The organism is Mesorhizobium sp. (assembly GCF_004962245.1).
In the GTDB taxonomy this organism is placed as follows: Bacteria; Pseudomonadota; Alphaproteobacteria; order Rhizobiales; family Rhizobiaceae; genus Mesorhizobium.
This window is the reverse complement of the sequence record NZ_SUHQ01000017.1, coordinates 24,817-48,174: the sequence shown is the minus strand read 5'-3', so window position 1 is coordinate 48,174 and position 23,358 is coordinate 24,817. Positions and strand designations below refer to the sequence as shown.

Sequence of the window (23,358 nt, the reverse complement as noted above, 5' to 3'; positions counted from 1 at the left end):
TGACGCGGCGTAGATTCGAAGTGTTAGAGCGTCCCTTGCGCGTCCAAAGGACGCGGGACGTTCTAATTGTCCGGCAGCGGTATGAACTCTTCTTCATCTCCAGGAACGATATCGAAGCGGCCTGTCTTCCATTCTTCTTTCGCCTGTTCGATGCGTTCCTTGGACGATGAGACGAAATTCCACCAGATGTAGCGCTTGGAGCCGAGCGAGGCGCCGCCGAACAGCATGAAATGCGCTCCTCCTTGCGAGGACACGACGATTTCGTCGCCGGGTCGCAACACCAGCAGCCGCTCCGCCGGAAAGCGGTCATTGGTGATCGAAACCTCACCTTCCAACGTGTAGATGGCTCGCTCCTCGGCATCGGCAGGGATTTTGACGCTGGCGCCGGGTGCCAGTCTGAGATCGGCGTAGAGCGTGTCGGAAGCAGTCATGACCGGAGACTGCAGCCCGGAAAACGCGCCGATGACGATGCGTCCGCTGACGCCTTCGGCGTCGATTTCGGGCAGACTTATGGCTGCCGTATTCTCGAAAACCGGCGCGACCTCCTCCTTGCCGTCCGGCAGCGCCAGCCATGTCTGCAGGCCGGAGACCGACATCGGCGCGCCGCGGAGCTCTTCCGGCGTGCGCTCGGAATGGACAATGCCGCGGCCGGCGGTCATTAAATTCACGTCGCCGGGCTGGATCACCATTTCGGTGCCGAGCGAATCGCGGTGCCGGATTTTGCCGTCGAACAAGTAAGTGACCGTCGACAGGCCGATATGCGGATGCGGACGGACATCGAGCGCCTGGCCGGCCCGCAAGATGGCCGGACCCATGCGGTCGAAGAAGATGAAGGGACCGACCAGCCGACGCCTGGCGGTCGGCAAAGCGCGACGAACCTGGAAGCCGCCAATGTCCTTGGCGTTTGGAATGACCATCAGTTCGATCTGGTCGCTGGCGAAGGCGTCACCGGGCAGCGGGTCGTTTCCGGGGAAGAAGCTCACGAAATCTCCTTGTCAGCGGCAATACACGGCTGCCATCAGGTGAAGCGGATCGCTGCTTTTGCGCGCGCCTTGGCCGCCACCTCCTCGCGACTGCGCGCAGGGTACGTGGTTTCGAGGGAATCGAGAAGTTCGCGCGCCGATGCGGCAATGGCGTCGACGGCATGGTCGAAGGCATGCTGATTTCGCTTCGAGGGACGAGTCGATCCGCTCAGCTTGCGGACGAACTGAAGAGCCGCGTCACGGATTTCCTCATCCGTCGCCGGTGGATCGAAATTGAACAGGGCCTTGATGTTTCTGCACATTGCTTCGGGACCTCCGTATCTCGCTTTATCCTTGTTTACTCCGCATCCAGCGGCTCTGTTCCCACCGGCTTACCGTCGCGCGAAAGCCTGATCTTCTCGACCTTGTCCTCGGCCGCTTTCAGCAGCCGATCGCAATGCACCTTAAGCGCTTCGCCGCGCTCGTAGATGCGGATCGACTGGTCGAGCGGCACGTCGCCGCGCTCCAGATCATCGACGATTTTCTCCAGCGCGTCGAGCGCCTGCTCGAAGCTCATCGCCTTGACGTCTTCGTTGGTCTCACCAGCCATCGTCTATCCTTTCATCAGTCGCCCGACATGGGCGGCGACCGAAAATGCCAGTCCCTGCAGATCGTAGCCGCCCTCGAGCAGGCTGACGAGCCGGTTGCCGCTGTGGCGCCCGGCACGCTCAATCAACTGGCCGGTCGCCCAGTCGAAATCGTCCTCGGTCAGGTTGATCTCCGCCAGCGGATCGCGGTGGTGCGCGTCGAAGCCTGCCGAGATAATGATGAGGTCAGGTGCGAAATCGTCGAGCGCCGGCAAGATGCGCGACAGGAAAGCGTCGCGGAAGACATCGCTGCCGGCCTGCGGCGCCAGCGGCGCGTTGACGATGTTGCCGGCGCCGGTTTCGCTCAAAGCCCCGGTTCCGGGGTAAAGCGGCATCTGGTGCGTCGAGCAGTAGAGCACCGACGGGTCGTCCCAGAAAATGTCCTGCGTGCCATTGCCGTGGTGCACGTCCCAATCGACGATGGCAACGCGCTCGGCCTGGTGTCGCCTTTGCGCGTAGCGCGCCGCGATTGCCGCGGTGTTGAACAGGCAGAAGCCCATGGCCGTGGTCTTCTCGGCATGGTGGCCGGGCGGCCGCGCAGCGACAAAGACATTGTCGGCGCGCCCCTGAAAGACATCGTCGACGGCGGCGTTTGCGGCGCCGATTGCCGTCACGGCCGCCTGCCAGCTTTTCGGGCTGGCTGTGGTGTCGGCGTCGACGCGGGCAATGCCTGTATCGGGTATCGCGGCACGGACCTTCTCGACGAATTCCTGCGGGTGCGCGTAGAGGATGGTGGCCTCGTCGCCGTCCGGGGCCTCGGCACGATCGAGGGCCGCAAAGGCCTCGTCGTCGAGCACGCGCTCGATGGCGCGTAAGCGGTCGGGCCGCTCCGGATGACCGGGCGGGGTTATGTGCTCAAGGAAGATCGGGTGTGTGTAAAGCCTCGTGACCATGCCCCGATATAGGCGCGCCTGACGGCTTTGACCATGTTTTCGCGCAGCCAAGGGCGAACGTTCAACAGGGTTTAAGCGGTCGGCGTCGGCCGGCTCCAGCGCGAACCATCGAAGGAAGCCAGCGCCTTGTCCCTGAGTTGCCTGAATTTCGAGGAGGCCTCGGTCAGCCGCCGGTCCCAGTCGGGGTCCGGAACCTGGCCCTCGATGGTCTTGAAATAGACCTGCATCAGCGAAGCGACGGCGAACGGTTCGATGAAGGCGGCCTTGAAGGCCCAGGCAAAGACGATGGCCAGCACGAAAGCCCAGCCGCCGAGTTGGCCCGGCATGAAATACAGGATCGCGCCTGCCGGCGCCAGCATAGCCAAGAAGATGACGAAGGACACGCTCCACATGATGGCCGCCAGCCAGATGGCGTTCTTGACCATGGTCTTGCCGTTCTGCGCGTAGAGCACGACCCCTTGCCGCGCCGTCTCAAAGGGCGAGTCGGAATTGATGCGGTCGTTGTAGCCGAGGATGATCTCGTCGACATAGGTCAGCGACAGGCGGATGACCGTATTGAAGAAGCTGACCAGTCCACCGAGCCCGGGAATCGGCAGGAACGCTGCAAAGCCGCCGAGCAGATTGGTGATGGCGCGGATGGCGCCTTTGACCAATTGGTCGAGCACGAAAAGGATGTTGGCCTCGGCGAAGCGTTCCTTCACGACATCCCTGGCATAGGCGATCTGGCTCTGGCCGCCGGGCACGTCGCGGCCATCGATCAGGTGGACCATCACGGCGATATGGCCGGCCTTGACGATGTAGAGGATGTATTCGCGGATCCAGTAGACGGCGACCGAGACGACGCCGAAGCCGACCACCCCGCCCCACAAGGCAAACGACAGCGGTCCGTCAGGATCTGTGGAGATGTGGCCGACGCCATAGCCGACGCTGGCGCCCGTGCCGGTCGCGATGATGTAGGCTAGTGTGATGCCGAAACAGACGATCATGCGGAAGACGATGAAAGGCCACGTCCGCATCATGATGGACACCGACTTGCCGACATGGAAATCCCACATGCCCCAGCCCTCCCCTCAGAGACGACTAAGAAGATGACCTCAAGCTGGCGGTTGTCAATCTTGGGCCGAACCCATCAATGCCGGCTGTTTCAAGTTCTGCTGCCTGCCAGCTTGCTTGAGCAACCCCTCCAAAAGCACGTTGAATGCCTTAACCGCCTTTTTCGACGTCGCTTCGGGATCGTCCGAATTTGCAATCCACTGCGCGGCATGTAGCGAGGCGCCGCTGATCAGCCTTGCTGCGGCTTCGGGGTCAACGGCAAGGATGGTTCCTTCGTCGCTCAGCCTTTGCAGGCTTTCGCTCATCGAACGGATGCATTCGTTCTGAGATGGCCATTGCGACGGGTCACCGAGCACTGCCGGGCCATCGCGAAGAACAATGCGCTGGATCTCCGGCTCCAGCGCCATCTCGATATAGGCGGTGCATTCGTCGACAAAGCCCTGCCAGAGATTGTCCGCCCTGGCCGAAACGATTTTCAGCCGAGCCAACATTTCCGCGTCGATCTCGGCGATAACCGCCTGGAGAAGACCCTTCTTGTCGCCAAAGTGATGATAGAGGGCGCCGCGCGTCAGCCCGGCCGATGCGGTGAAGTCGTCCATCGAGGCTTCGGCATAGCCGACGGCGCCGAAAGCGTGGCGCGCCGCGGCGACCAGTTTGGCACGGGTCTCGGCAATCATCTCCTTGCGTGGTCTGTGCCCCATTCGCCCATTCCTTCACATACGTCTCGTATATTAATTGACATACGCCTCGTATGTCATTATCTGACTTGCATACGCCACGTATATAAGTGGCTCGGCCTCGAAAATCCAGGAGTCTTCTCATGCCCAATCCCTATCGCGAGATCTTCAAGGCAAAGGGAGCCAAGGGCTTCGCCGCGGCCGGCTTCGTTGCCCGGATGCCGATGGCCATGGCGCCGATCGGCATCGTCGCGATGCTGTCGCAGACGCACGGCGAGTACTGGCTGGCCGGCGCCGTCTCCGCGACATATGCGCTGGCCAATGCTTTCGTCGCGCCGCAGATATCGCGGCTGGTGGACCGCCTCGGCCAGACGCGGATTGTGGTGCCCACCACGGTCATTTCCGTGCTCGCTTTCGTGGCGCTGATTGCGGCGGCCAATCAGGACTGGCCGATATGGACGCTATTCGTATCAGCGTTGCTGGCCGCCGCAATGCCCAGCATCCCGGCAATGGTGCGTGCGCGCTGGACAGAGATCTTCCGGGACCGCCCCGAGATGAACACCGCGTTCGCCTTCGAGTCGGCGGCGGACGAGCTGGTCTACATCGCCGGGGCTTCGCTATCGGTAGGCCTGAGCGTCGCTCTTTTCCCGGAAGCGGGAATGTTGGCGAGCACATTGTTCCTCGCCCTCGGCTCGACAGCCTTCATCCTGCAGCGCTCGACCGAGCCGCGCGTGCGACCGGTGGAACTTGGTTCGAGCGGCTCGGCAATCCGCCTGCGGCCGGTCCAAATCATCACTTTCGCCCTGATCTTCATCGGCGCGACCTTCGCGACCACGGAGGTAAGCACTGTTGCGATCACCAAGGAACTTGGCCAGCCGGGCGCCGCAAGCCTCGTCATCGGCGTCTACGCCCTCGGATCGTTCGTCGTCGGCATTGTCATCGGCGCCCTGAACCTGAAAACACCACTGCAAATTCGGCTTGCCATCGCGATCGCCATCATCGCGCTCACCACGCTGCCGCTGCTCGTCGCCGACACGGTGCCTCTCCTGGCACTGGCCGTCTTCGTCAGCGGTGTGGCGATCTCGCCGACCTTCATCACGGCATTCGGCCTGATCGAGCGGCGCGTCCCGGAGGCCATGCTGACGGAGGGCGTCACCTGGGTCATGACCGGCATAGGCATCGGCATGGCGCTCGGCTCCTTCGCCGCCGGATGGGTGGTGGACGCCTTTGGCGCACAGAGCGGGTTTCTGGTGTCAGTGGCAGCGGGCACAATCGCATTGGCCATCGTGCTCGCCGGCCAGCGCAGCCTTGCTGCGCCGGATTGCGACACCTCCGCATGCGATGCTGCCGCGGTTCCTGCTGAATAGTCGCCTATGCGTCCGGTCCCAATTGGGGCCGGGCGCATGCCGGCGGCCGCTATCCGCCTAGAGAATTTCCGTCTTGGCGATATGGATGCCGAAGCCTTCCAGGCCGACATAGTGGCGTTCGCGCGAGGCGATCAGGTTGATCGAGGAAATGCCCAGATCCTTCAGGATCTGGGCACCGAGGCCGATCTCGCGCCATTCATTTTCGCGGCGACGCGCCTCTTCGTGGTCCTCGCCACTTGCCGGCCGGTTGCGCTCCTGATGGGCGACGCCGACCGAGCCTTCGCGCAGATAGACGATGACGCCGCGCCGGCGCTCGCCCATCGATTTCATGATGCCGTCCAGCCTGTGGCCGGTGCCGAAGACGTCGCTCACCACATCCTCTGAATGCAGCCGCACCGGCACCTCCTCGCCGTCGCGGATGTCGCCGAAGACGATCGCCACATGGTGCATGGAGTCCCAGGGCAGCGTGTAGGTGAAGACCTGCGCCTTGCCGCCAGGCGTGTTGATGTCCGAACAGGCGACGCGCTCGACCAGCGTTTCCTTGCGCTGACGGTAGGCGATGAGGTCGGCGACCGAGATCTGCTTCAAACCGTTCTTTTCGGCGAAGGCCTGCACCTGCGGGCCGCGCATCACGGTGCCGTCGTCGTTGACCAGCTCGGAAATGACGCCGACCGGCGGCAGACCGGCGAGCTTGCACAGGTCGACCGCAGCCTCGGTATGGCCCGAACGCATCAGCACGCCGCCTTCGCGCGCGATCAGCGGAAAGATGTGGCCGGGGCGGACGAAATCGGAGGCGCCGACATTGCCGTTGGCCAGGTTGCGCACGGTCAATGTGCGGTCCTCGGCCGAAATACCTGTTGTGGTGCCATGCTTGAAATCGACGCTGACGGTGAAGGCGGTGGTGTGGGCCGAATCATTGTCGGCGACCATCGGCGACAGGTTCAGCCGCTTGGCTTCCTCACGCGGCATCGGCGTGCAGACGATGCCGGAGGTGTTGCGGACGATGAACGCCATTTTTTCCGGCGTGCAATGGACGGCGGCGACGATCAGGTCGCCCTCGTTCTCGCGCCCGTCATCGTCCATGACGACGACGATCTCGCCGCGTTCGAAGGCGCGCAGGGCTTCGACGATTTTCTTCTGATCGTAAGGCATGGGCGCTCGCTAGCTAGGGGAGTAGGGGAATAGGGCAGTAAGGGAACAGGGAAAAGGAAAAAACGGCCGACAGCGCAACATATTGCCCTACTCCCCTACTGCCCTCCCCGTTTGTCCCCTATGACGCAGATAGTGATCGGCAATGGCGCAGGCAACCATCGCTTCGCCGATCGGCACGGCGCGGATGCCGACACATGGATCGTGTCTGCCCTTGGTCATGATCTCGACGTCGTTGCCGTCTTTGTCGATCGACTTTCGCGGGGTCAGGATCGACGAGGTCGGCTTGACGGCGAAGCGCGCGACGATCGCCTGGCCGGTCGAGATGCCGCCAAGAATGCCGCCGGCATTGTTGGACAGGAAGATCGGCTTACCGTCATTACCCATGCGCATCTCGTCAGCGTTCTCTTCGCCGGTTATGCGGGCGGCCTCGAAGCCGTTGCCGATCTCGACACCCTTGACGGCATTGATCGACATCAGGCCCGAGGCAATGTCCTGGTCAAGCTTGGCGTAGATCGGCGCGCCGAGACCTGCCGGAACGCCATCGGCGACGATCTCGATGACCGCGCCGACCGACGAACCCGCCTTGCGGATGCCGTCGAGGTACGCGGCAAAGATGGCGACCGATGCCGGATCGGGCGTGAAGAACGGATTTTCGGCGTCGCTAACGAAATTCCAGTTCCAGTTGGCGCGGTCTATTCGTTTTTCGCCCATCGACACCAGCGCGCCGCGCACGATCATTCCGGGCACGACCTTGCGGGCCAAGGCTCCGGCCGCCACCCGCGCCGCCGTCTCGCGGGCCGAAGAGCGGCCGCCGCCGCGATGATCGCGCAGGCCGTATTTGGTCTCGTAGGTATAATCGGCATGACCCGGCCGGTACTGGCGGGCGATCTCGCCATAGTCCTTGGAGCGCTGGTCGACATTCTCGATCATCATCGACACCGGCGTGCCGGTGGTGATCATGGTCTCGCCATCCTCATCAAGGATGAAGCCGGACAGGATCTTGACGTCGTCGGGTTCGCGGCGCTGCGTGACAAAACGCGATTGACCAGGGCGGCGCCTGTCGAGTTCGGCCTGAATCTCCGCACGCGTGAAGCGGACGCCGGGCGGACAGCCGTCGACCACGCAGCCGAGCGCTGCGCCATGGCTTTCGCCCCAGGTGGTGACACGGAAAAGATGGCCAAACGTGTTGTGAGACATGAAACCAGCCCTGCCGGCATCGGAGCCGGCTTTGCGCATGACCCGAAATCGGAGCGATTTTCGGAAAGGATCATGCGCAAAATCAAAAAGTGCTACAGCGTCCTTTGCGCGTCCAAGACAACGCGCGGCACTGTAGTCTGCCTTCTATTGGCGTTTCCCGCAGTGGTCAAACTGTGATCTGGCGGATTTAGTTTTGACACATTCGATTGGTTTCTGCTTCCCTCGACCCGTCTGTTGAACACCCCCCGCCGCCACCGTGGCGGCGCAATGATAAGAGGACGATGATGCGTATCCTGATCGGCGCCGTTGCCGCCACATTGCTGATTTCCACCGCCGCCTTCGCCGGCCAGACCGAAGGCCTGATCAAAGAGATCGACAAGGACACGTTGACGCTGACACTCGACGACGGCAAATCCTACAAGCTGAATGCCGAAACCGATATCGAGGCGCTGAAACCCGGCATGGATATCGTGATCGCCTACGACGAGACAAACGGCGAAAACGTCATCACCGACATGCAACTGCCGGACAGCGGTTCAGCCGAATAGAGCCTTTCCGGCTGATCCATCCCGAAAAAACTACCGAGAAGGGCGAGCCTTCCCCGAAGGTCGCGCTCGAGCAATATATCATCAAGGGATGCGAATTGTTGCCTCAAAACCGTTCTCGCGACCACGAGCAGGCGACGCAAGTTCGAGGTTGGCACCCATTCGCTGGATGAGCATCGCAGCGATGGCCAGACCAAGGCCTGAGCCCGTCGCTGTGGTCGCGCCACGCTTGAATCGCTTGGTCAATGCCTGAAGCTCTGCAACTGGGATCACCGGCCCCGCGTTTGCGATGGCGATGGTTCCGTCAATACGGGCGGAAACTGTTACCGGGGTATCGGGCAGTCCATGAATAAGCGCATTCTCTATCAAGTTGCGAAGGACGATAGCGAAGGCGTCGACGTCGACCTTGCGTATCAACGTGCCGCTGCCGTCGATATCGAGAATCAGTCGTCCGGCATTTTCCGGCCTTCGCCTGAAGTCCTCCACGACCAGCCGGACCGCCGGGACGAGATCGATCGCATGATCTGCGATGCCGATTCCCGATTCGGCCCGCGCAAGCTGAAGCAGTTTTTCGACGAGATGGCCGAGACTTGACAGAGATGTCTCGATGCCACGGGCCCGCGCTTTCGCCGCGCCCTGGGGAAGCTCAGCGATCAGCCTCTGCGTTTGAGCGAGCGCGCCCGCGATCGGTGTGCGCAACTCATGTGCACTGTTGGCGGCGAACTCGCGCTCGGCGTCGAGGGCCATCCGCAGACGTTCGAGAAGGCGGTCGACAGAGGCGGCGATGGTGCCCAATTCGACCGGGAGACCGATCATTCCCATCGGGGAGAGATTGCCGCCGTCGCGCGCTCCGATCTCCCGTCGCAGTACTTCGATCGGCCCCAGCGCCCGCCGGATCACGATCCAGATGACGGCCATGCTCAAAGGCGCAAGCACGAGGAGCGGAAGGACAAGCGACAGCGCGCCTTCGATGGTCGCTTCGCGGCGATGAGCGAGCGGATCGGCAATCTGAAGAAACAGCGTGCCGCTGACGGCCTCCTCCGTATAGATGCGGCGCGTGGCAGTGTCCCAGAAACCGCGACCCAACGGCGCGTCGAACGGTTGCGCCGGCGCGTCATGCGAATGCATCAGTACACGCCCCTCACGATCGCGAACCTGGTAGGTTAGATACTCTTCATGCTCGAGCACGCCGTCGCCCATGCGACGCGGGTCCGGGGAATGCGCGCGCTGAAACAGATCATCGACCACGAGCGGCATCAGGCGCTGCGCCGTTTCCTGCAGCGCGCTGTCGAAGACCTCGTCGAACTCCTCGCGCATCACGAGCGCGCCGAAGGTGGCGGCGCAAACCCAAAACAGGAGCGTTGCGCCGCCCAGCCACAGCATCAGCTTGCGCGTCATGCTGGCCGACCTCATCATGTGTCCGCGAGCCTGTACCCGACGCCGCGCACGGTCGCTATTCGGTCCGCGCCGATCTTTCTGCGGAGCCGGCTGACATAGACCTCCACAGCATTGCTCGCGACCTCCGAACCGAAAGAATAGAGCGCGTCCTCGATCTGCGTCTTCGACACGATTGCACCAGGGCGCTGCATCAGGCAGTCAAGCACCGCCCATTCGCGCGCAGTCAAGTCGACTGCCTGGCCGTTGCGGTCGATGCGTCGCTCGGCCGGCACTATGATCAGCGTCCCGAGAGAAAACGTAGGTTCCGGACGGAGCCCATAGCGACGGGCCACGGCATGGATGCGCGCGGAGAGTTCGCCAAGATCGAACGGCTTGACCAGGTAGTCGTCGGCACCTGCGTTGAGCCCCTCGATACGATCCGAGATCTGATCGCGGGCGGTCAGAATAATTACGGGAGCCATATCCAGCCGTTTCCGTGTCTCGCGCAAGTAGTCGATGCCGTTACCGTCCGGCAAGTGAAGGTCAAGAAGGACAAGCCCGTAGGAGGCAACAGCAGCGTAATCGCGCGCTGCTGACAGGGTCCTGGCCCAGTCGACCGCGTGGCCATCCGCCGCCGCATGTTCGCGCACAGCACTGCCAATGGCCTTGTCGTCTTCGATGAGCAGTATTCGCATCAGGTGTGTCGAGGTTCCAGGTCGAGGGGCAGACTCTTCCCTTATACGACAGAACCTGACGCCACGCTGAATCGCCGTCGCGCAACATCGACGGAGGCTTTCAGGTTGCTGTCAGCTACGGCTGCCAGAAGGGCCGGCATTGGAACAACCCAATGGAGACCCCCAATGAAGAACATCCTGATCGGAGCCCTTTTTCTGAACGTGACTGCCGCCGGCGCTGCACTGGCCGGCGAGAAATGCAATGTGCCGGTCGCCGAATGGCAACCGCGCGAAGCGCTACAAACCAAGCTTGAAGCTGATGGATGGCAGATCCGCTCGATCAAGACGGAGGACGGTTGCTACGAGGCTTATGCCGTGGATTCGAAGGGAAACAAGGTCGAAGCGTACTTCGATCCCAAAACCTTCAAGCGTGTGGACGGTGAGAGCGAAGGCTGAACCGATGCGCGCCACCGTGAACGTCTGGGATCCGTGCGTTCGGATCTTCCACTGGAGCCTCGTGGCCAGCTTTGCGGTGGCGTGGTTATCTGCCGACGAAATCAAGGACCTGCATGAATGGGCCGGCTATGCGGCGGCAGCACTCATCACGTTCCGGCTGGCGATAGGTTTCGCCGGGTCGCGATATGCTCGCTTCACGCAATTCATCCGCGGTCCGAGGGAGACACTCTCCTACACCAAGGATGTGATCTTCAATCGCGAAGCGCGCTTTCTTGGCCACAATCCGTTGGGAGCATTGATGGTTGTTGCCTTGTTGACTTCGACGGTACTCGTTGCCGGCACGGGCTGGCTACAAACGACTGACGCCTTTTGGGGCATCGAATGGGTCGAGGAGACACATGAGATGCTGGCTAACGTCATGCTGGCTCTGGTCGCGCTTCATGTCGGCGGCGTCGTCTTGGGAAGCTTGCGTCACAGCGAGAACCTCGTGCGCGCCATGATCACTGGGCGCAAGCCCGCTCCTGAACCCGGCGATGTCGCTTGACAGGAAATCCTCCGGGCGCGGCAAGCGCGGCGTCCGTATTGCACAATCTTTCTGAGCTGGAACTGGAATGCACCGATACAGGAGCTTTGTTCGGGTCGGCCTTCTTTTCGGGCCGATTGCACTGGCCCTGAGCTTTTTGCTGCTGCCACCCGATCTGTCGCATGACCGCAGGCACTTGAACGCCCGCTGCTCATCAGACGTCCGGGTGAGGCACAAGTGCCCAGAAACTCAGAATCCGTTCGGAGTTTCGCCATGACTTTTGCCCAATCGGTCCATGCGATTTTCTGCCGCCTAAGGCCGTTCGTCCTGCTCTTTCTCGCCGCACAGGTCCTGATCCGGCTTGGTTTGACCGTGGTCTCAATTGGCAATCTTTCGCTCGATCCGCTGGATTGGATGGTTCCGTTTCTCACCGGATTCTGGTTCGACATCATCACGCTGCTTCCAATCCTCGCGGTCTTCCTCGTCTTCCCTCTTCTCCTGCCGGCCTCGTGGGCCGGAAAGCGGTTCGATCGTGCGGTCGGGCTCTTAGTTTTCGCACTCTTCCTGTTCCTGACGGTCATGCAGGGGGTTGGCGAATATTTCTTCTGGGATGAGTTCACGACGCGTTTCAATTTCATTGCGGTCGACTATCTGGTCTACACGCAGGAAGTGATCCAGAACATCATGGAGAGCTATCCGGTCGTGCCGCTGCTTGCTGGCATCGGCTTGTTGGCAATCAGCGGCACCTTTCTGTTGCGCCGTCAGGTGACGGCAGGGTTCGCGCCACATCCGCCTTTTATGAACCGCCTGGCGGTTTTCGCGGCGACAACAGGAGCGGCCGTCGCGAGCGTGTTGCTGACGCCCGATTCGATCACACGGCCGATGCCGAGCGCGGTCGCCCGCGAACTCGGCGGCAACGGTCTCTATGGTTTGGTCAGCGCTTTCTTCTCGAATGAGATCGATTTCGCGAATTTCTACCGGACCTTGCCCGAGAAGCAGGCGGCCGAACGGGCGCGCGACCTTTTGGCCGAAAACCACGAGCCGTTCGAAAGTGCCAACCTGAACGACGTCACACGCGACATCCGGGCCGAGGGCCCGATGCTGCGCAAGAACGTCATCCTGGTCGGGATGGAAAGCATGAGTGCCGAGTTCCTGGGCGCCTTTGGAAATCCGAAACGGCTGACGCCCAATCTCGACCGGCTGGCGTCCGAAGGTCTGCTTTTCACGGAAATGCGAGCGACGGGCACGCGCACAGTGCGCGGGCTGGAAGCGATTGCGCTTTCAGTCCCGCCGACCCCGGGGCAATCGATCCTGCGTCGCCCGGGCAGCGACAATCTCTTCACCATTGGCTCGGTGTTCCAGGATTCCGGTTACGACACGCGCTTCATCTATGGCGGCTACGGCTATTTCGACAACATGAATGCGTTCTTCTCCGGCAACGGCTTCGGCATTGTCGACCGCGGCACGATGAACGCTGCCAATGTGCATTTTGCCAACGCGTGGGGGGTCAGCGACGAGGTTCTCTATGACGAGGTGATCCGCCAGGCCGACGCCTCGGTGACGGAAGGCAAGAACTTCTTCAGCTTCGTCATGACCACGTCGAACCACCGACCATTCACCTATCCGGACGGTGCAATCGATATCCCGTCGCCAGGTGGTCGCGACGGGGCGGTCAAATATTCCGACTATGCGATTGGCGAGCTGGTGAACAAAGCCGCGGCGAGACCGTGGTTCAAGGACACAGTATTCGTTTTCGTCGCCGACCATACGGCAAGCGTCGCCGGCAAGATCGAACTCGACATGAATAAGTACCACATACCATGCATCATCTGGTCGCCGGGCTTTGTCGACCCCCGGCGGATCGACCGCTTGGCGAGCCAGGTCGATATCGCGCCGTCGCTGCTCGCCATGTTGCACGCCAGTTATCGCAGCCGCTTCTTCGGCGACGACCTCATCAATGCGGACGAAGCCGAGCGGCCGGTCTACATCTCCAACTACGAGAGGGTGGCGATGATCCTGCATGGTCGCACGACTATCCTTGAGCCCAAAAAGCAGATCGTCCAGCTGAAGGGTGACGAGGTGGTGCGGCAAGACGCTATCGATGAGGAAGCAGTCGACGATACGGTGGCCATCTATCAATATGCCTCGCATTGGCGCGATATTTCACGCCGCATTCCAAGTGCTCTTGACAGCGTCACACCGGCATTTGACCGGCGTCCTGTTGGGCAGCCAGCCAAACCCGAAGCCACCCGGGCCGCCGTCCAGGACCACGCCCACCATACCGCTGCGCTCACAAAGCCGGAGCGCCAGCACATCTTGGGAATGCCAGGTCTGTCCCGGTGATCTTACGAAGAGCGAGGACCGCTTAGTAACCCTTTCAAGACCTTCGTGCCTCGCATGGCAACGACGTAGGGTTGAACTCAGTCGTTCAGAGTGATTGGATTTTGACCCCTAGAGCCACTCCAGGCGCTGGCCCTCCAGCCTGAGCAAGCGATCCTGAGGCACATCCAGGTTTGCGGCTTCTTCCTCGGGCATTCCCAGCACCACGCGGAACAGGGCACGCACGATGCCGCCGTGGGTCACGCAGACCGTCTGGCGGTCCAGCGCATCGAACCAGGGTTTTACCCGTTCGAGCAGCATCTGATAGCTTTCGGCGCCCTCGCCGGGCGGTTGGAAATTCCATTTGTCGAGGCGGCGTTGCCTTGTCGAACCGGGATCCTTCGCCTTGAGTTCGGCAAAGGTGAAACCCTGCCAGTCGCCAAAGCTCAACTCTACGAGGAGCGGCTCGGTACGATAGGCGTACGGATCGAGCTTCATCGCCGTGCGCAGGCGCTCCATCGTTTCGCGTGTGCGCCGCATCGGGCTCGCGACAAAGTCGAAATCCTGGGGGTTATGGACGAGTTCGGCCAGCCGGCGCCCGTTGCGGCTGGCCTGCTCGCGGCCGAGCGCGTTGAGATCGGTGTCGGCCTGCCCCTGCAGCCGGGACTCGGCGTTCCACTCCGTCTGGCCGTGGCGCGCGATGTAGACGAGCGGATACATCAAGTCATCCGGAGAAGGGTCGAGAGCAGGCTGCGGGCGGAAGAAATATTCGAGGAAGGTTTATTCCTTGACGGTCGAAATATCAGGCGCATCGACCGCCTTCATGCCGACGACATGGTAGCCGGAATCGACGTGGTGGATCTCGCCGGTGACGCCGCGTGAGAGGTTGGATAGGAAATAGACGGCTGAATCGCCGACCTCCTCTTGTGTCACTGTCTGCTTCAGCGGCGAATTGTATTCGTTCCACTTCAATATGTAACGGAAATCGCCGATGCCGGAGGCGGCCAGCGTCTTGATCGGGCCGGCGGAGATGGCGTTGACGCGGATTTTCTTGGCGCCGAGGTCGACGGCCAGATAGCGCACGCTGGCTTCGAGCGCCGCCTTGGCGACACCCATGACGTTGTAGTGCGGCATCACTTTTTCCGCACCGTAATAGGTCAGCGTCAGCAGCGAGCCGCCGTCGGTCATCAGCGCCTCGGCGCGCTTGGCGATGGTGGTGAAGGAAAACACCGAAATGTCCATGGTGCGCAGGAAATTGTCGCGCGTCGTCTCGACATAGCGGCCCGTCAGTTCGTCCTTGTCGGAAAAGGCGATGGCGTGGACGAGAAAATCGAGCTTGCCCCAATGCTTGGCGATATCGTCGAAAACCGCATCGAGGGTTGCCGGATCGGTCACGTCGCAATGGCCGGCGATATGGGCGTTGAGTTCCGCCGCCAGCGGCTCGACGCGCTTCTTGAACGCCTCGCCCTGATAGGTCAGCGCAATCTCGGCGCCGTGGTCGACGCAGGCCTTGGCAATGCCATAGGCGATCGATCGATTGTTCGCGACGCCAAGGACAAGCCCCCGCTTGCCGGCCATAATGCCTTGTCCACTCGTCATGTGAGCGCTCTCCGCAAGATCTTCTGCTTGTGGGAGTGCCTATCGCACAGGCACGGAGACCCTTCAAGCGCTCAAGGCGGACAGTTCGGGGGACAAAAGCGTCCAGTCAGCGTTTTCGGTTGCGCATCAGCGCGTCGAGATCGCTGTCGCCACCTTCTGGCAGCATCAGCCGCACATGCGCGTAGAGATCGCCGTGACCGCCACCTTTTTCCGGCAGGCCCCTGCCCTTCAGCCGCAGGACCTTGTCCGAGCTCGACCAGGCGGGAACATTGACCGCTAGCCGGCCCATCGGCGTTTCGACCGCCACCTTGGCGCCCAGCACGGCATCCGCCAGTGCAACCGGCAGGTCGGCATGGAGGTCGCGGCCTTCGACGCGGTAGCGCGGATGACGCCGGAAGCGGATCTTGACCAGCGCGTCGCCCGGCTGCCCCGGTCCTTGCTCGCCCTGGCCTTTCAGCCGGATGGTCTGGCCGTCCTCGACATAGGCCGGCAGCTTGACGGCGACCTTGCGCCCGTCGGGGAACATCGCCGTCACCTTCTCAGCGGTCGCCGCTTCCTCGATGGTGATGTCGAGCGTCACGTTCAGGTCGGCGCCGGAGGGCGCCTGCCGACCGGCGCCCGTACCGGCACCGCGGGAGAAGGTCTCGCCGAAAATCTGGCTGAAAATGTCGCTGTTGCCGTCGAACGGATCGCCGCCCGGACGGCCCGAGCGAAACTCGAAGCGTGAGCCGCCCGGCCCTTGCTGCCGGCGAAAACCGGCAAAAGGATCGGCGCCGCCCGCGGCGCCCTCGAAACCCTGAAAACGCGGCTTGCCGTCAGCATCGATCTCGCCGCGATCGAAAGCCGCCCGGCTCTTCTCGTCGCCGACGATCTCGTAAGCCTGGTTGGCCGCGGCAAAACGATCTTTCGCCTTGGGATCATCCGGATTCTGGTCCGGATGATACTTCTTGGCGAGTTTTCGGTACGCCGATTTTATGTCCTTGGCCGATGCGTTCTTGGCAACGCCCAGCACCTCATAGGGGTCGCGCATGCTTTCTGCCCTGGAGAAGGAGTGAGTCCACGATTGCCACCTATATGCGCTCGCATAGGAAGAAATTCCAGTAGTGTGCGGTCATATGATGGCGGAAAATCAGAGCGCCTTGAAGTCCTGCATCCGCCAGGCGCCGGCGCTGGCCAGGCATACCTCGCCCTTGAACAGGGCGACGCCGTCGAAACTCTCGCGCGAGGCGGTGAAGCGGCGGCAAAGCCGGCCGTTGTCCCTGGACTCAGCCAGTTCGGTGATCGAGCCGCGCGAACCGGTATCGGAATTCGCCCAGGGAACGGCCTGCCCGCGAAGTTCCTGGATATCGGCGGAAGACACAGCATTACCGATCGTCGCCTGGTCCGAGGCGCGATCCTGATCGACCGGCGAGGCAGAAGCAGCCGTGCTGCTGGTGAGGATCGTGCGGTCGACCTCCGCCTGCTCCAGGCTAAAGCCGCCGGCACCGCAGGCGGCAAGCGGCAAGGCGGCCAGCACGATCGCGACCTTGACCGCAGCCCGGGCGCTGGCCGAAGCAATAAGGCTCCATTGCCTGCTGTCAAAAGGTTGCGCGATACGCGACAATCGGCAATCTCCCCAGCCGGCAATGGAATTTGAGAAAACTATGAGCGAGACTGAGTTAACAAGCGGTGACTTTACCGAGGCTGCCGAGCCATTCCGCCTCTTTGCGGCATGGCTCGACGACGCGACAAAGAGTGAGATCAACGATCCCAACGGCGTGGCACTGGCGACCGTCGATGCCGACGGCATGCCGGATGTGCGGATGGTGCTGCTCAAGGGGTTCGATGAAAGCGGGTTTGTCTTCTACACGAATTTCGAGAGCGCCAAGGGCCGTGAGATTCTCGGCAGCATGAAGGCGGCGATGTGCTTCCACTGGAAATCGCTGCGCCGGCAGGTGCGCGTGCGCGGACCGGTGGAGATCGTCAGCGACGCCGAAGCGGATGCCTATTACGCGACGCGCCCGCGCGGCAGTCGCATCGGCGCCTGGGCCTCGAAACAGTCGCGGCCGCTGGAGAGCCGCTTCGCGCTGGAAAAAGCCGTTGCCGAATACACGGCGCGCCATGCCATCGGCGAGATTCCGCGACCGAAATACTGGTCGGGCTTCCGTATCGTGCCGCAGACGATCGAATTCTGGCACGACCGGCCTTTCCGGCTGCACGACCGCGTCGTCTTTTCCCGCAACGCCGAGGGCGGCTGGGACAAGACGAGGCTTTACCCCTGACCCTTGCGAAGACGGTGCGGCAAGATATGAATTCATGCCGTTTCAGTCGCACAAGAGGTGAACCATGAGCCTGTTCCTGGCATTCCTCGGCGTCTCGTTCATCGTCATCGCCACACCCGGACCGGACACGGCCATAACCATTCGCAACACGCTGCTCGGCGGTCGCGCCGGCGGCGTGTCGACCGCGCTTGGCATCGCCAGCGGCCAGACGATCTGGGCGCTGGCCACCAGCGCCGGCATTGTCGCCCTGCTGGTCGCGTCGGAGCCGCTGTTCCTCGCCGTCAAATATGCGGGTGCTGCCTATCTCGTCTATCTCGGCGTCAAGGCGCTGCAGGAGGCGCTGCGGCCGTCCCATCAGGCGGAGGTGTTGGCCGTCGCCAAGCCTTCACGGCTGACGGCGGCAAGCGCCTTTCGCCAAGGCCTGATCAGCGATCTCGGCAATCCAAAGATGGCCGTGTTTTTCGCCAGCCTTTTGCCCCAGTTCGTGCCGCCGGGCCAGGAAAGCTTCGCGGCGTTGCTTGGTCTTGGAGTGGTCTTCGCCGTCATGACCTTTACTTGGCTGGCGCTTTACACGACGGTCGTAGCCAAGGCCGGGGATTTCCTGCGCCGGCCATCGATCCGCCGCGTCATCGAAGGCGTGACCGGAACGCTGCTGATCGGTCTCGGCATCCGCATCGCGACCGAGCATCGCTAGCCGGAGTGCACCAAATTCAGCACCTCAACACGTGTCACGAACTCGTTCACCGATTGTCCTCTATGACCCATGACTGCCTTTACCGTGCGCGTCCCGGACGAAACCGCAAAAAGGCTTGACCAACTCGCCGAAAAGCTCGACCGCTCGCGCTCCTATGTGGCTGCGCAGGCCATTGAGGACTTTGTAGCCCGTGAGGAATGGCAACTCGCCGAGATAGAGGCCGGGTTGACCGAAGCCGAGCGCGGCGATTTTGCCAGTGACCGTGACGTAGCCGCAGTTATCGGAAAATACGTTAAGTCCGCCCGCCAGGCATGAGCCGCAAAAGAATCCGCTGGACCAAACGAGCGCTGCGTCGGCTTGACGAAATCGGCGCACACATCGAAAAAGACAACCCTGAGGCCGCCGCCCGAGTCATTGCGCGGATCGTGAGCGCGACGGAACATCTCGCCGAGCGACCGGCCATGGGGTGCATCGGGCGCATCAAGGCGACGCGGGAGCTCGTTTTGGTTGATATTCCGTATATCGTCCCCTATCGCGTCAAGGGTGACACTGTCGAAATCGTCACCGTCATGCACGCCGCCCAGCGGTGGCCGCGGACCTTGTAAAGTCGCCCAACACCGTGGCCCGCGTCATCAGGCCACACCGCCTTCACCCCTTCTTCCTGGCCATGAAGGCCATCAAGGCGGCGCGGGCTTCGTCGGATTTGAGCCGCTCGCGGAAATGCTCGCTTTCCTGGCCGATGCGGGCAACAAGCTCCTCGCGCGAGCCGCGCATCAGGTCTCGCGCGATCTTCAGCGCTTGCGGCGGCTTGGCCGCGATCTGGCTGGCGGCGTCAAGTACGGAGGCTTCGAGCTCGTTTTCCTCGACCACCGCATAGATCAGTCCGGCGGCTTTCGCCCGCTCGGCCGAAAGGCCTTCGCCGAGCCCAAGCAGCGCGAAGGCGCCTTGCCGGCCCAGTATCTGCGGCGCAAGCAGGCTCGACCCCGCCTCGGGCACCAGGCCGAGATCGACGAAGGGCGTACGGAACATTGTGCGCGGCGTGGCGAAGGTCAGGTCGCAATGGAGGTTGAGCGTGGTGCCGATGCCGACCGCAATGCCGTCGACGCCGGAAACCACAGGCTTTTCCACCCTGGCCAGTGCCATCAGGAAATCCCAGACCTCCGTGCCACCCTCGCCGCCGGTAGCGACGACCATGAAATCGGCAAGGTCGTTGCCGGACGAGAAGGCGCCTGGCACGCCGAGGAAGGCATGGACGCGGACCGCCGGATCGGCATCCCCCTCGGCAAGGGTTTTGGACATTTTCGCATACATGGCGCGCGTCAGCGCGTTCTTCTTGTCCGGGCGGTTCATGCGGATGATCTGAATAGCGCCCTGGCGCTCGACGAGGATATGCTCTGTCACGGGTGATCCTTTGTGAACGTCAGGCCCTTGTGAAATGCCAAGTTTAATGAACGTCAGGCAGAAATCAGAGTCTTGCCGGCAGCGGCAAGGCTTTCGGCGCCGCCGATGACGCGCTCCTTCAGCGCGCCCGCCTCGCCAAGCAGGTTTTCGGCGAAGAAACGGCAAAGGGCGATGCGGTTCTGGTCGGCAAGCGCGCCGCGTGCCAGATAGGCGCCGCCCGCCGCAAGCGAGATCAGCCTCAGATACGGCGTCGCGCCGGCCAGCGCCTCGTCCATGCGCCCGTTGGCCAGCAGTCCTTGCAGGAAGCGTGTCGCGTGGCCGAGGTCGTCGAGCGCCTGATCGAGACAATCGGCGGTGCGGCCGAAACCCTGAAGGTTCGAGGTCCGCACTTGATTGGCGATCGCTTTCAGTTCGGCGATGTAGCCATGCACATGCTCGCCACCGCCAAGCGGCAGCTTGCGCGTCACCAGATCGATCGCCTGGATGCCGTTGGTGCCTTCGTAGATCGGCGCGATGCGCGCGTCGCGATAGAGCGCCGCCGCACCCGTCTCCTCGATGAAGCCCATGCCGCCATGCACCTGCAGGCCGAGCGAGGCGACCTCGACGCCGACATCGGTGGAAAAGGCCTTGGCCAGCGGGGTCAACAGATTGGCACGCTCCTGCCAATGGGCGGCTTCGTCGTCACTGGACATCCGCGCGGAGTCGATGGCATGCGCACAGGAATAACTGATGGCGCGTGCAATCTGGGTCAGCGCCTTCATGGTCAGGAGATTGCGCTGCACATCCGGGTGATGGACAATCGGCGCCATGCCGCCGCCATCATAGCTTGCAGCCTTGCCTTGCCGGCGGTCATTGGCGTAGGCGAGCGCCTTCTGCGTGGCCGTTTCGGCGACCGCCACGCCCTGCATGCCGACGGCCAGCCGCGCATTGTTCATCATGGTGAACATGCAGGCGAGGCCCTTGTTTTCCTCGCCGATCAGCCAGCCGATCGCGCCAGGCACCGTCCCTTCGAAACCATCGCCATAGATCATGGTGCAGGTGGGCGAGGCGTGGATGCCCAATTTGTGCTCCAGCCCGGAGCAGAACACGTCGTTGCGCGCGCCCAGCGCGCCATCGTCGCCGACCAGGAATTTCGGCACCAGGAACAGCGAAAGGCCACGCGTGCCGGCCGGCGCGTCCGGCAGCCGCGCCAGCACCAGATGGATGATGTTGTCGGTGAAATCGTGCTCGCCATAGGTGATGAAGGTTTTTTGTCCGAAGATGCGATAAGTGCCGTCGCCGGCCCGCTCTGCGTGGGCACGCAAGGCATTCAGGTCCGAGCCCGCCTGCGGCTCGGTCAGGTTCATCGTGCCCATCCATTCGCCGGAGACGAGCTTTTCCAGGTACTTGGCCTTCAGCGCCGGCGAGGCGTGCTTGTCGAGTGCTTCGACCGCGCCCATGGTCAGCGTCGGGCCGATGCCGAAGGCCATGGCGGCGGAGTTCCACATTTCGAGCGCTGCCACACCCAGCATGGTTGGCAGCGCCTGGCCGCCGAATTCCTCCGGTGCGGACAGCGCGTTCCAGCCGCCGTCGATCCAGCGGCGATAAAGTTCCTTCCAGCCGGCCGGCGTGGTGACGGCAGCGCCGCTCAGCACCGCGCCTTGTTCATCGCCGATCTTGTAGAGCGGCGCGACCTCCTCTGTGGCGAAGCGGCCGGCTTCCGCCAGAATGGCGTCGACGAGGTCTTCGCCAAGCTCACCAAAGGTGCCGGCGTCGAGCGCCGGCTGCAGGCCGGCCACATGCTTCAGCGTGAAAGCGATTTCCTCGACTGGTGCCCGATACATGCCGCTCGCTCCTCCTCTGTCCGGCAGGTCAACTTAAGATCCGTGCCGACACAAAACCATCCGCTTTTGGGTCGCCTCCCCCGCCTTCTTTTTACGTAAACGTCAAATTTTGTCACGCAGATTTTGCAATTGCTGCGGCGCACGCTAAACTTGGCAAAAGCCGGACCAATTCGACCGGCGACAGATCAAGAATACCGGATCGGACTGCCCATGCTCGCCAGACCTGACGCCTATCGCTGCATCGAATGCGGCCTGCCCTACCGAGCGGCAGGTTTTTCCTACCATCGTGGCAAGATCGAGGACGGCGCCGCCTATTGGTCAGATCGCGGCATTCTGTGTTCGCCGCGATGCTCGCTGGCCCATCACCGCAAACGCCAGGCCGAGGGAACACTGTCGCAAGCGCCGGCGCCCGACCCGTTCGAGATCCAGCCGCTCTTCCGCCGTTGACCGCCGGTCAGCGGTCATAGCTGGTTGTGAAAAAGCGTCTCATGTTTGAAATCTAACCGCTGGGCGCTCGTTGATCGCTCGCGACATCGAACCTTGCAGAACGGCAAGATGCCGCCTATATCTACGGCAGGTTGCCAACATACAAGGAGTCCGTCATTGTCTACCGCCATTGTTGAGGAGGTTGCTCGCAAGCTTGGCGGCCAGACGGTTCTTGGGGCCATCGTCCGGTCGCAGGCCGATCTGGCGCTCGCCGTCCGTAACCGCCTGCCACTGGCAACGCTCAAGGGGCTGACCCTTGCGGGGCTGAGTGACCAGGAGATCGAGAAATTCGTGATCCCCCAGCGGACCCGCCGACACCGCGCCGAGAAGCACCAGCCGCTGACGATCGATGAGTCCGATCGGGCCGTCCGACTCCTGCGGGTCCAGTCGCTGGCGGAAGATACCTTTGGCGACAACGACAAGGCCAATCGCTGGCTACGCCGGCCCCTCACCGAACTTGGTGGCGAGACGCCTCTGGAGGTTGCCCAGACCGAGGCGGGCGCCCGCGTCATCGAAACCATTCTCGGCAAGGTCGCCTGGGGCGCGGCCGCCTGATGCTGCTATGGCGTCTGTCAGGCAGGCAGCACGCCCAGGCACTTGACGGCGGCTATGGCCTGCATTTTGACGGCAGATGGAACTCGGTGGGACATGCGGTCACCTATTGCGCGACCTCTCCCTCCCTCTGTGTCCTGGAGAAACTCGTTCACATCGAGGATCCGGCTCTGCTTCCCGAACTTGTCATGGTCACTTACGATGTTCCAGATACTCTCGGCGTCGAGACCGTCGGTCTTGATGATCTTCCGCCAGACTGGCGCCGTCAGGAGGCATGGACGCAGCAACGAGGGGATGCCTGGCATCAGGCGCGCTCGACGCTGTTGCTCCAGGTGCCGTCGGCAATTGTGCCGATCGTCCGTTCGCCTGATCTGAACATGGTCGTAAATCACAATCATTCCGCTGCGAGTGAGATGAAGATCATAGGCGCTGAGCCATTCGTCCTCGATTCGCGGCTATTCTAGGATGAAAACGCAATTAGGAACCGCCGAGTTGGGTGGCTAGCCACCGTTGAGCTGTTCATCCCGACGTTCGATCGCCAACGCCGGAAAGGCCGCGCTTCAGAGTCCCCCGCTATCGTTGTTCCTGCCTATAGCAACGGCCTTGAAGCTACTTGACTGACAATCACGCTCGTCGCTTTGCCCTCAAACTTGAGGGTGCGATAATGATCGCTTCGCCAGCGCCCAACTCTGCCTCGTCC

At 62.2% G+C, this 23,358-nt stretch carries 28 protein-coding genes; 12 read left to right on the top strand and 16 right to left on the bottom strand.

The features are described 5' to 3' along the window. Positions 1–62 precede the first annotated feature (62 nt). From E5X88_RS18960 to E5X88_RS18935, 6 genes are all read right to left on the bottom strand, one after another. Entirely contained in the window at positions 63–983 is a 921-nt protein-coding gene (locus E5X88_RS18960) for a pirin family protein (protein ID WP_292163904.1), read from the bottom strand. 35 nt (positions 984–1,018) lie between these two features. Next, positions 1,019–1,285 (bottom strand): DUF2277 domain-containing protein, encoded by a 267-nt coding sequence (locus tag E5X88_RS18955; RefSeq protein ID WP_292163902.1) that lies wholly within the window; start codon positions 1,283–1,285, stop codon positions 1,019–1,021. 35 nt (positions 1,286–1,320) lie between these two features. After that, positions 1,321–1,572: an exodeoxyribonuclease VII small subunit gene (locus tag E5X88_RS18950; RefSeq protein WP_029355594.1), complete on the bottom strand. Its 252-nt coding sequence runs from the start codon at positions 1,570–1,572 to the stop codon at positions 1,321–1,323. A 3-nt stretch (positions 1,573–1,575) separates the two neighbouring features. Then, positions 1,576–2,502 (bottom strand): histone deacetylase family protein, encoded by a 927-nt coding sequence (locus E5X88_RS18945; protein WP_292163900.1) that lies wholly within the window; start codon positions 2,500–2,502, stop codon positions 1,576–1,578. 71 nt (positions 2,503–2,573) lie between these two features. Next, positions 2,574–3,557: a hypothetical protein gene (locus E5X88_RS18940; protein WP_292163899.1), complete on the bottom strand. Its 984-nt coding sequence runs from the start codon at positions 3,555–3,557 to the stop codon at positions 2,574–2,576. Between the two features lie 54 nt (positions 3,558–3,611). Continuing rightward, entirely contained in the window at positions 3,612–4,256 is a 645-nt protein-coding gene (locus E5X88_RS18935) for a TetR/AcrR family transcriptional regulator (protein WP_292163898.1), read from the bottom strand. A 119-nt stretch (positions 4,257–4,375) separates the two neighbouring features. Between E5X88_RS18935 and E5X88_RS18930 the strand changes: the two genes are divergently transcribed. Next, complete coding sequence (locus E5X88_RS18930) at positions 4,376–5,599, top strand: MFS transporter (RefSeq protein ID WP_292163897.1); 1,224 nt, start codon at positions 4,376–4,378, stop codon at positions 5,597–5,599. A gap of 57 nt (positions 5,600–5,656) precedes the next feature. Here the strand turns inward: E5X88_RS18930 and ribB are convergent, their stop codons facing one another. Beyond that, positions 5,657–6,751 (bottom strand): 3,4-dihydroxy-2-butanone-4-phosphate synthase, encoded by a 1,095-nt coding sequence (gene ribB / locus E5X88_RS18925; protein WP_292163895.1) that lies wholly within the window; start codon positions 6,749–6,751, stop codon positions 5,657–5,659. Between the two features lie 87 nt (positions 6,752–6,838). Next, positions 6,839–7,948, bottom strand: a complete 1,110-nt coding sequence (gene aroC / locus E5X88_RS18920; protein WP_292163893.1) for a chorismate synthase — start codon at positions 7,946–7,948, stop codon at positions 6,839–6,841. A gap of 284 nt (positions 7,949–8,232) precedes the next feature. On the opposite strand from aroC, the gene E5X88_RS18915 reads away from it, so the two are divergent. After that, the gene (locus E5X88_RS18915; RefSeq protein ID WP_292164108.1) at positions 8,233–8,496 is read left to right on the top strand and encodes a DUF1344 domain-containing protein; all 264 of its coding nucleotides are present in this window, start codon (positions 8,233–8,235) and stop codon (positions 8,494–8,496) included. An 81-nt stretch (positions 8,497–8,577) separates the two neighbouring features. Here the strand turns inward: E5X88_RS18915 and E5X88_RS18910 are convergent, their stop codons facing one another. Together E5X88_RS18910 and E5X88_RS18905 are read right to left on the bottom strand one after the other, a co-directional pair. Beyond that, the gene (locus E5X88_RS18910; protein ID WP_292163891.1) at positions 8,578–9,891 is read right to left on the bottom strand and encodes a HAMP domain-containing sensor histidine kinase; all 1,314 of its coding nucleotides are present in this window, start codon (positions 9,889–9,891) and stop codon (positions 8,578–8,580) included. A gap of 14 nt (positions 9,892–9,905) precedes the next feature. Then, positions 9,906–10,565 carry a response regulator transcription factor gene (locus E5X88_RS18905; protein WP_292163890.1) on the bottom strand — a complete coding sequence of 220 codons (660 nt, stop codon included), beginning with the start codon at positions 10,563–10,565 and terminating at the stop codon, positions 9,906–9,908. Positions 10,566–10,730: 165 nt separating this feature from the next. Here E5X88_RS18905 and E5X88_RS18900 point away from each other — a divergent pair, with 165 nt between their 5' ends. The 3 genes from E5X88_RS18900 to E5X88_RS18890 all read left to right on the top strand — a co-directional run bounded on the left by E5X88_RS18900 (position 10,731) and on the right by E5X88_RS18890 (position 13,866). Further along, positions 10,731–11,000, top strand: coding sequence for a PepSY domain-containing protein (locus tag E5X88_RS18900; RefSeq protein ID WP_292163889.1), 270 nt, complete (start codon positions 10,731–10,733; stop codon positions 10,998–11,000). A gap of 4 nt (positions 11,001–11,004) precedes the next feature. Next, positions 11,005–11,544, top strand: coding sequence for a cytochrome b/b6 domain-containing protein (locus tag E5X88_RS18895; protein ID WP_292163888.1), 540 nt, complete (start codon positions 11,005–11,007; stop codon positions 11,542–11,544). Between the two features lie 252 nt (positions 11,545–11,796). Further along, a complete protein-coding gene (locus tag E5X88_RS18890) occupies positions 11,797–13,866 on the top strand; it encodes an LTA synthase family protein (protein WP_292163886.1) in 2,070 nt (689 codons plus the stop codon). Between the two features lie 108 nt (positions 13,867–13,974). Here E5X88_RS18890 and E5X88_RS18885 read toward each other — a convergent pair whose 3' ends face one another. The 4 genes from E5X88_RS18885 to E5X88_RS18870 form a co-directional block, all read right to left on the bottom strand. Further along, positions 13,975–14,562: a histidine phosphatase family protein gene (locus E5X88_RS18885; protein ID WP_292163884.1), complete on the bottom strand. Its 588-nt coding sequence runs from the start codon at positions 14,560–14,562 to the stop codon at positions 13,975–13,977. A gap of 60 nt (positions 14,563–14,622) precedes the next feature. Next, a complete protein-coding gene (gene fabI / locus E5X88_RS18880; RefSeq protein ID WP_292163882.1) occupies positions 14,623–15,441 on the bottom strand; it encodes an enoyl-ACP reductase FabI in 819 nt (272 codons plus the stop codon). 106 nt (positions 15,442–15,547) lie between these two features. After that, positions 15,548–16,471 (bottom strand): DnaJ C-terminal domain-containing protein, encoded by a 924-nt coding sequence (locus tag E5X88_RS18875; RefSeq protein WP_292163880.1) that lies wholly within the window; start codon positions 16,469–16,471, stop codon positions 15,548–15,550. Positions 16,472–16,570: 99 nt separating this feature from the next. Then, positions 16,571–17,044, bottom strand: a complete 474-nt coding sequence (locus E5X88_RS18870) for an RT0821/Lpp0805 family surface protein (RefSeq protein WP_292163879.1) — start codon at positions 17,042–17,044, stop codon at positions 16,571–16,573. Positions 17,045–17,084: 40 nt separating this feature from the next. On the opposite strand from E5X88_RS18870, the gene pdxH reads away from it, so the two are divergent. The 4 genes from pdxH (at position 17,085) to E5X88_RS18850 (ending at position 19,001) form a co-directional block, all read left to right on the top strand. Further along, the gene (pdxH, locus tag E5X88_RS18865; RefSeq protein WP_292163877.1) at positions 17,085–17,702 is read left to right on the top strand and encodes a pyridoxamine 5'-phosphate oxidase; all 618 of its coding nucleotides are present in this window, start codon (positions 17,085–17,087) and stop codon (positions 17,700–17,702) included. Between the two features lie 64 nt (positions 17,703–17,766). Then, entirely contained in the window at positions 17,767–18,396 is a 630-nt protein-coding gene (locus E5X88_RS18860) for a LysE family translocator (RefSeq protein WP_292163875.1), read from the top strand. A 69-nt stretch (positions 18,397–18,465) separates the two neighbouring features. Further along, entirely contained in the window at positions 18,466–18,711 is a 246-nt protein-coding gene (locus tag E5X88_RS18855) for a CopG family ribbon-helix-helix protein (protein ID WP_292163873.1), read from the top strand. Continuing rightward, positions 18,708–19,001: a type II toxin-antitoxin system RelE/ParE family toxin gene (locus tag E5X88_RS18850; RefSeq protein ID WP_292163871.1), complete on the top strand. Its 294-nt coding sequence runs from the start codon at positions 18,708–18,710 to the stop codon at positions 18,999–19,001. The genes E5X88_RS18855 and E5X88_RS18850 overlap by 4 nt, the downstream gene beginning before the upstream one ends. Before the next feature lie 43 nt (positions 19,002–19,044). Here E5X88_RS18850 and E5X88_RS18845 read toward each other — a convergent pair whose 3' ends face one another. Both E5X88_RS18845 and E5X88_RS18840 read right to left on the bottom strand, forming a co-directional pair. Next, a complete protein-coding gene (locus E5X88_RS18845) occupies positions 19,045–19,797 on the bottom strand; it encodes a crotonase/enoyl-CoA hydratase family protein (RefSeq protein ID WP_292163870.1) in 753 nt (250 codons plus the stop codon). Between the two features lie 53 nt (positions 19,798–19,850). Next, entirely contained in the window at positions 19,851–21,620 is a 1,770-nt protein-coding gene (locus E5X88_RS18840; RefSeq protein ID WP_292163868.1) for an acyl-CoA dehydrogenase, read from the bottom strand. 210 nt (positions 21,621–21,830) lie between these two features. Here E5X88_RS18840 and E5X88_RS18835 point away from each other — a divergent pair, with 210 nt between their 5' ends. From E5X88_RS18835 to E5X88_RS18825, 3 genes are all read left to right on the top strand, one after another. Continuing rightward, a complete protein-coding gene (locus tag E5X88_RS18835) occupies positions 21,831–22,067 on the top strand; it encodes a hypothetical protein (RefSeq protein ID WP_292163867.1) in 237 nt (78 codons plus the stop codon). Positions 22,068–22,223: 156 nt separating this feature from the next. Next, complete coding sequence (locus tag E5X88_RS18830) at positions 22,224–22,661, top strand: antitoxin Xre/MbcA/ParS toxin-binding domain-containing protein (protein ID WP_292163865.1); 438 nt, start codon at positions 22,224–22,226, stop codon at positions 22,659–22,661. Then, positions 22,661–23,122 (top strand): RES family NAD+ phosphorylase, encoded by a 462-nt coding sequence (locus E5X88_RS18825; RefSeq protein WP_292163863.1) that lies wholly within the window; start codon positions 22,661–22,663, stop codon positions 23,120–23,122. The genes E5X88_RS18830 and E5X88_RS18825 overlap by 1 nt, the downstream gene beginning before the upstream one ends. Positions 23,123–23,358: the final 236 nt, after the last annotated feature.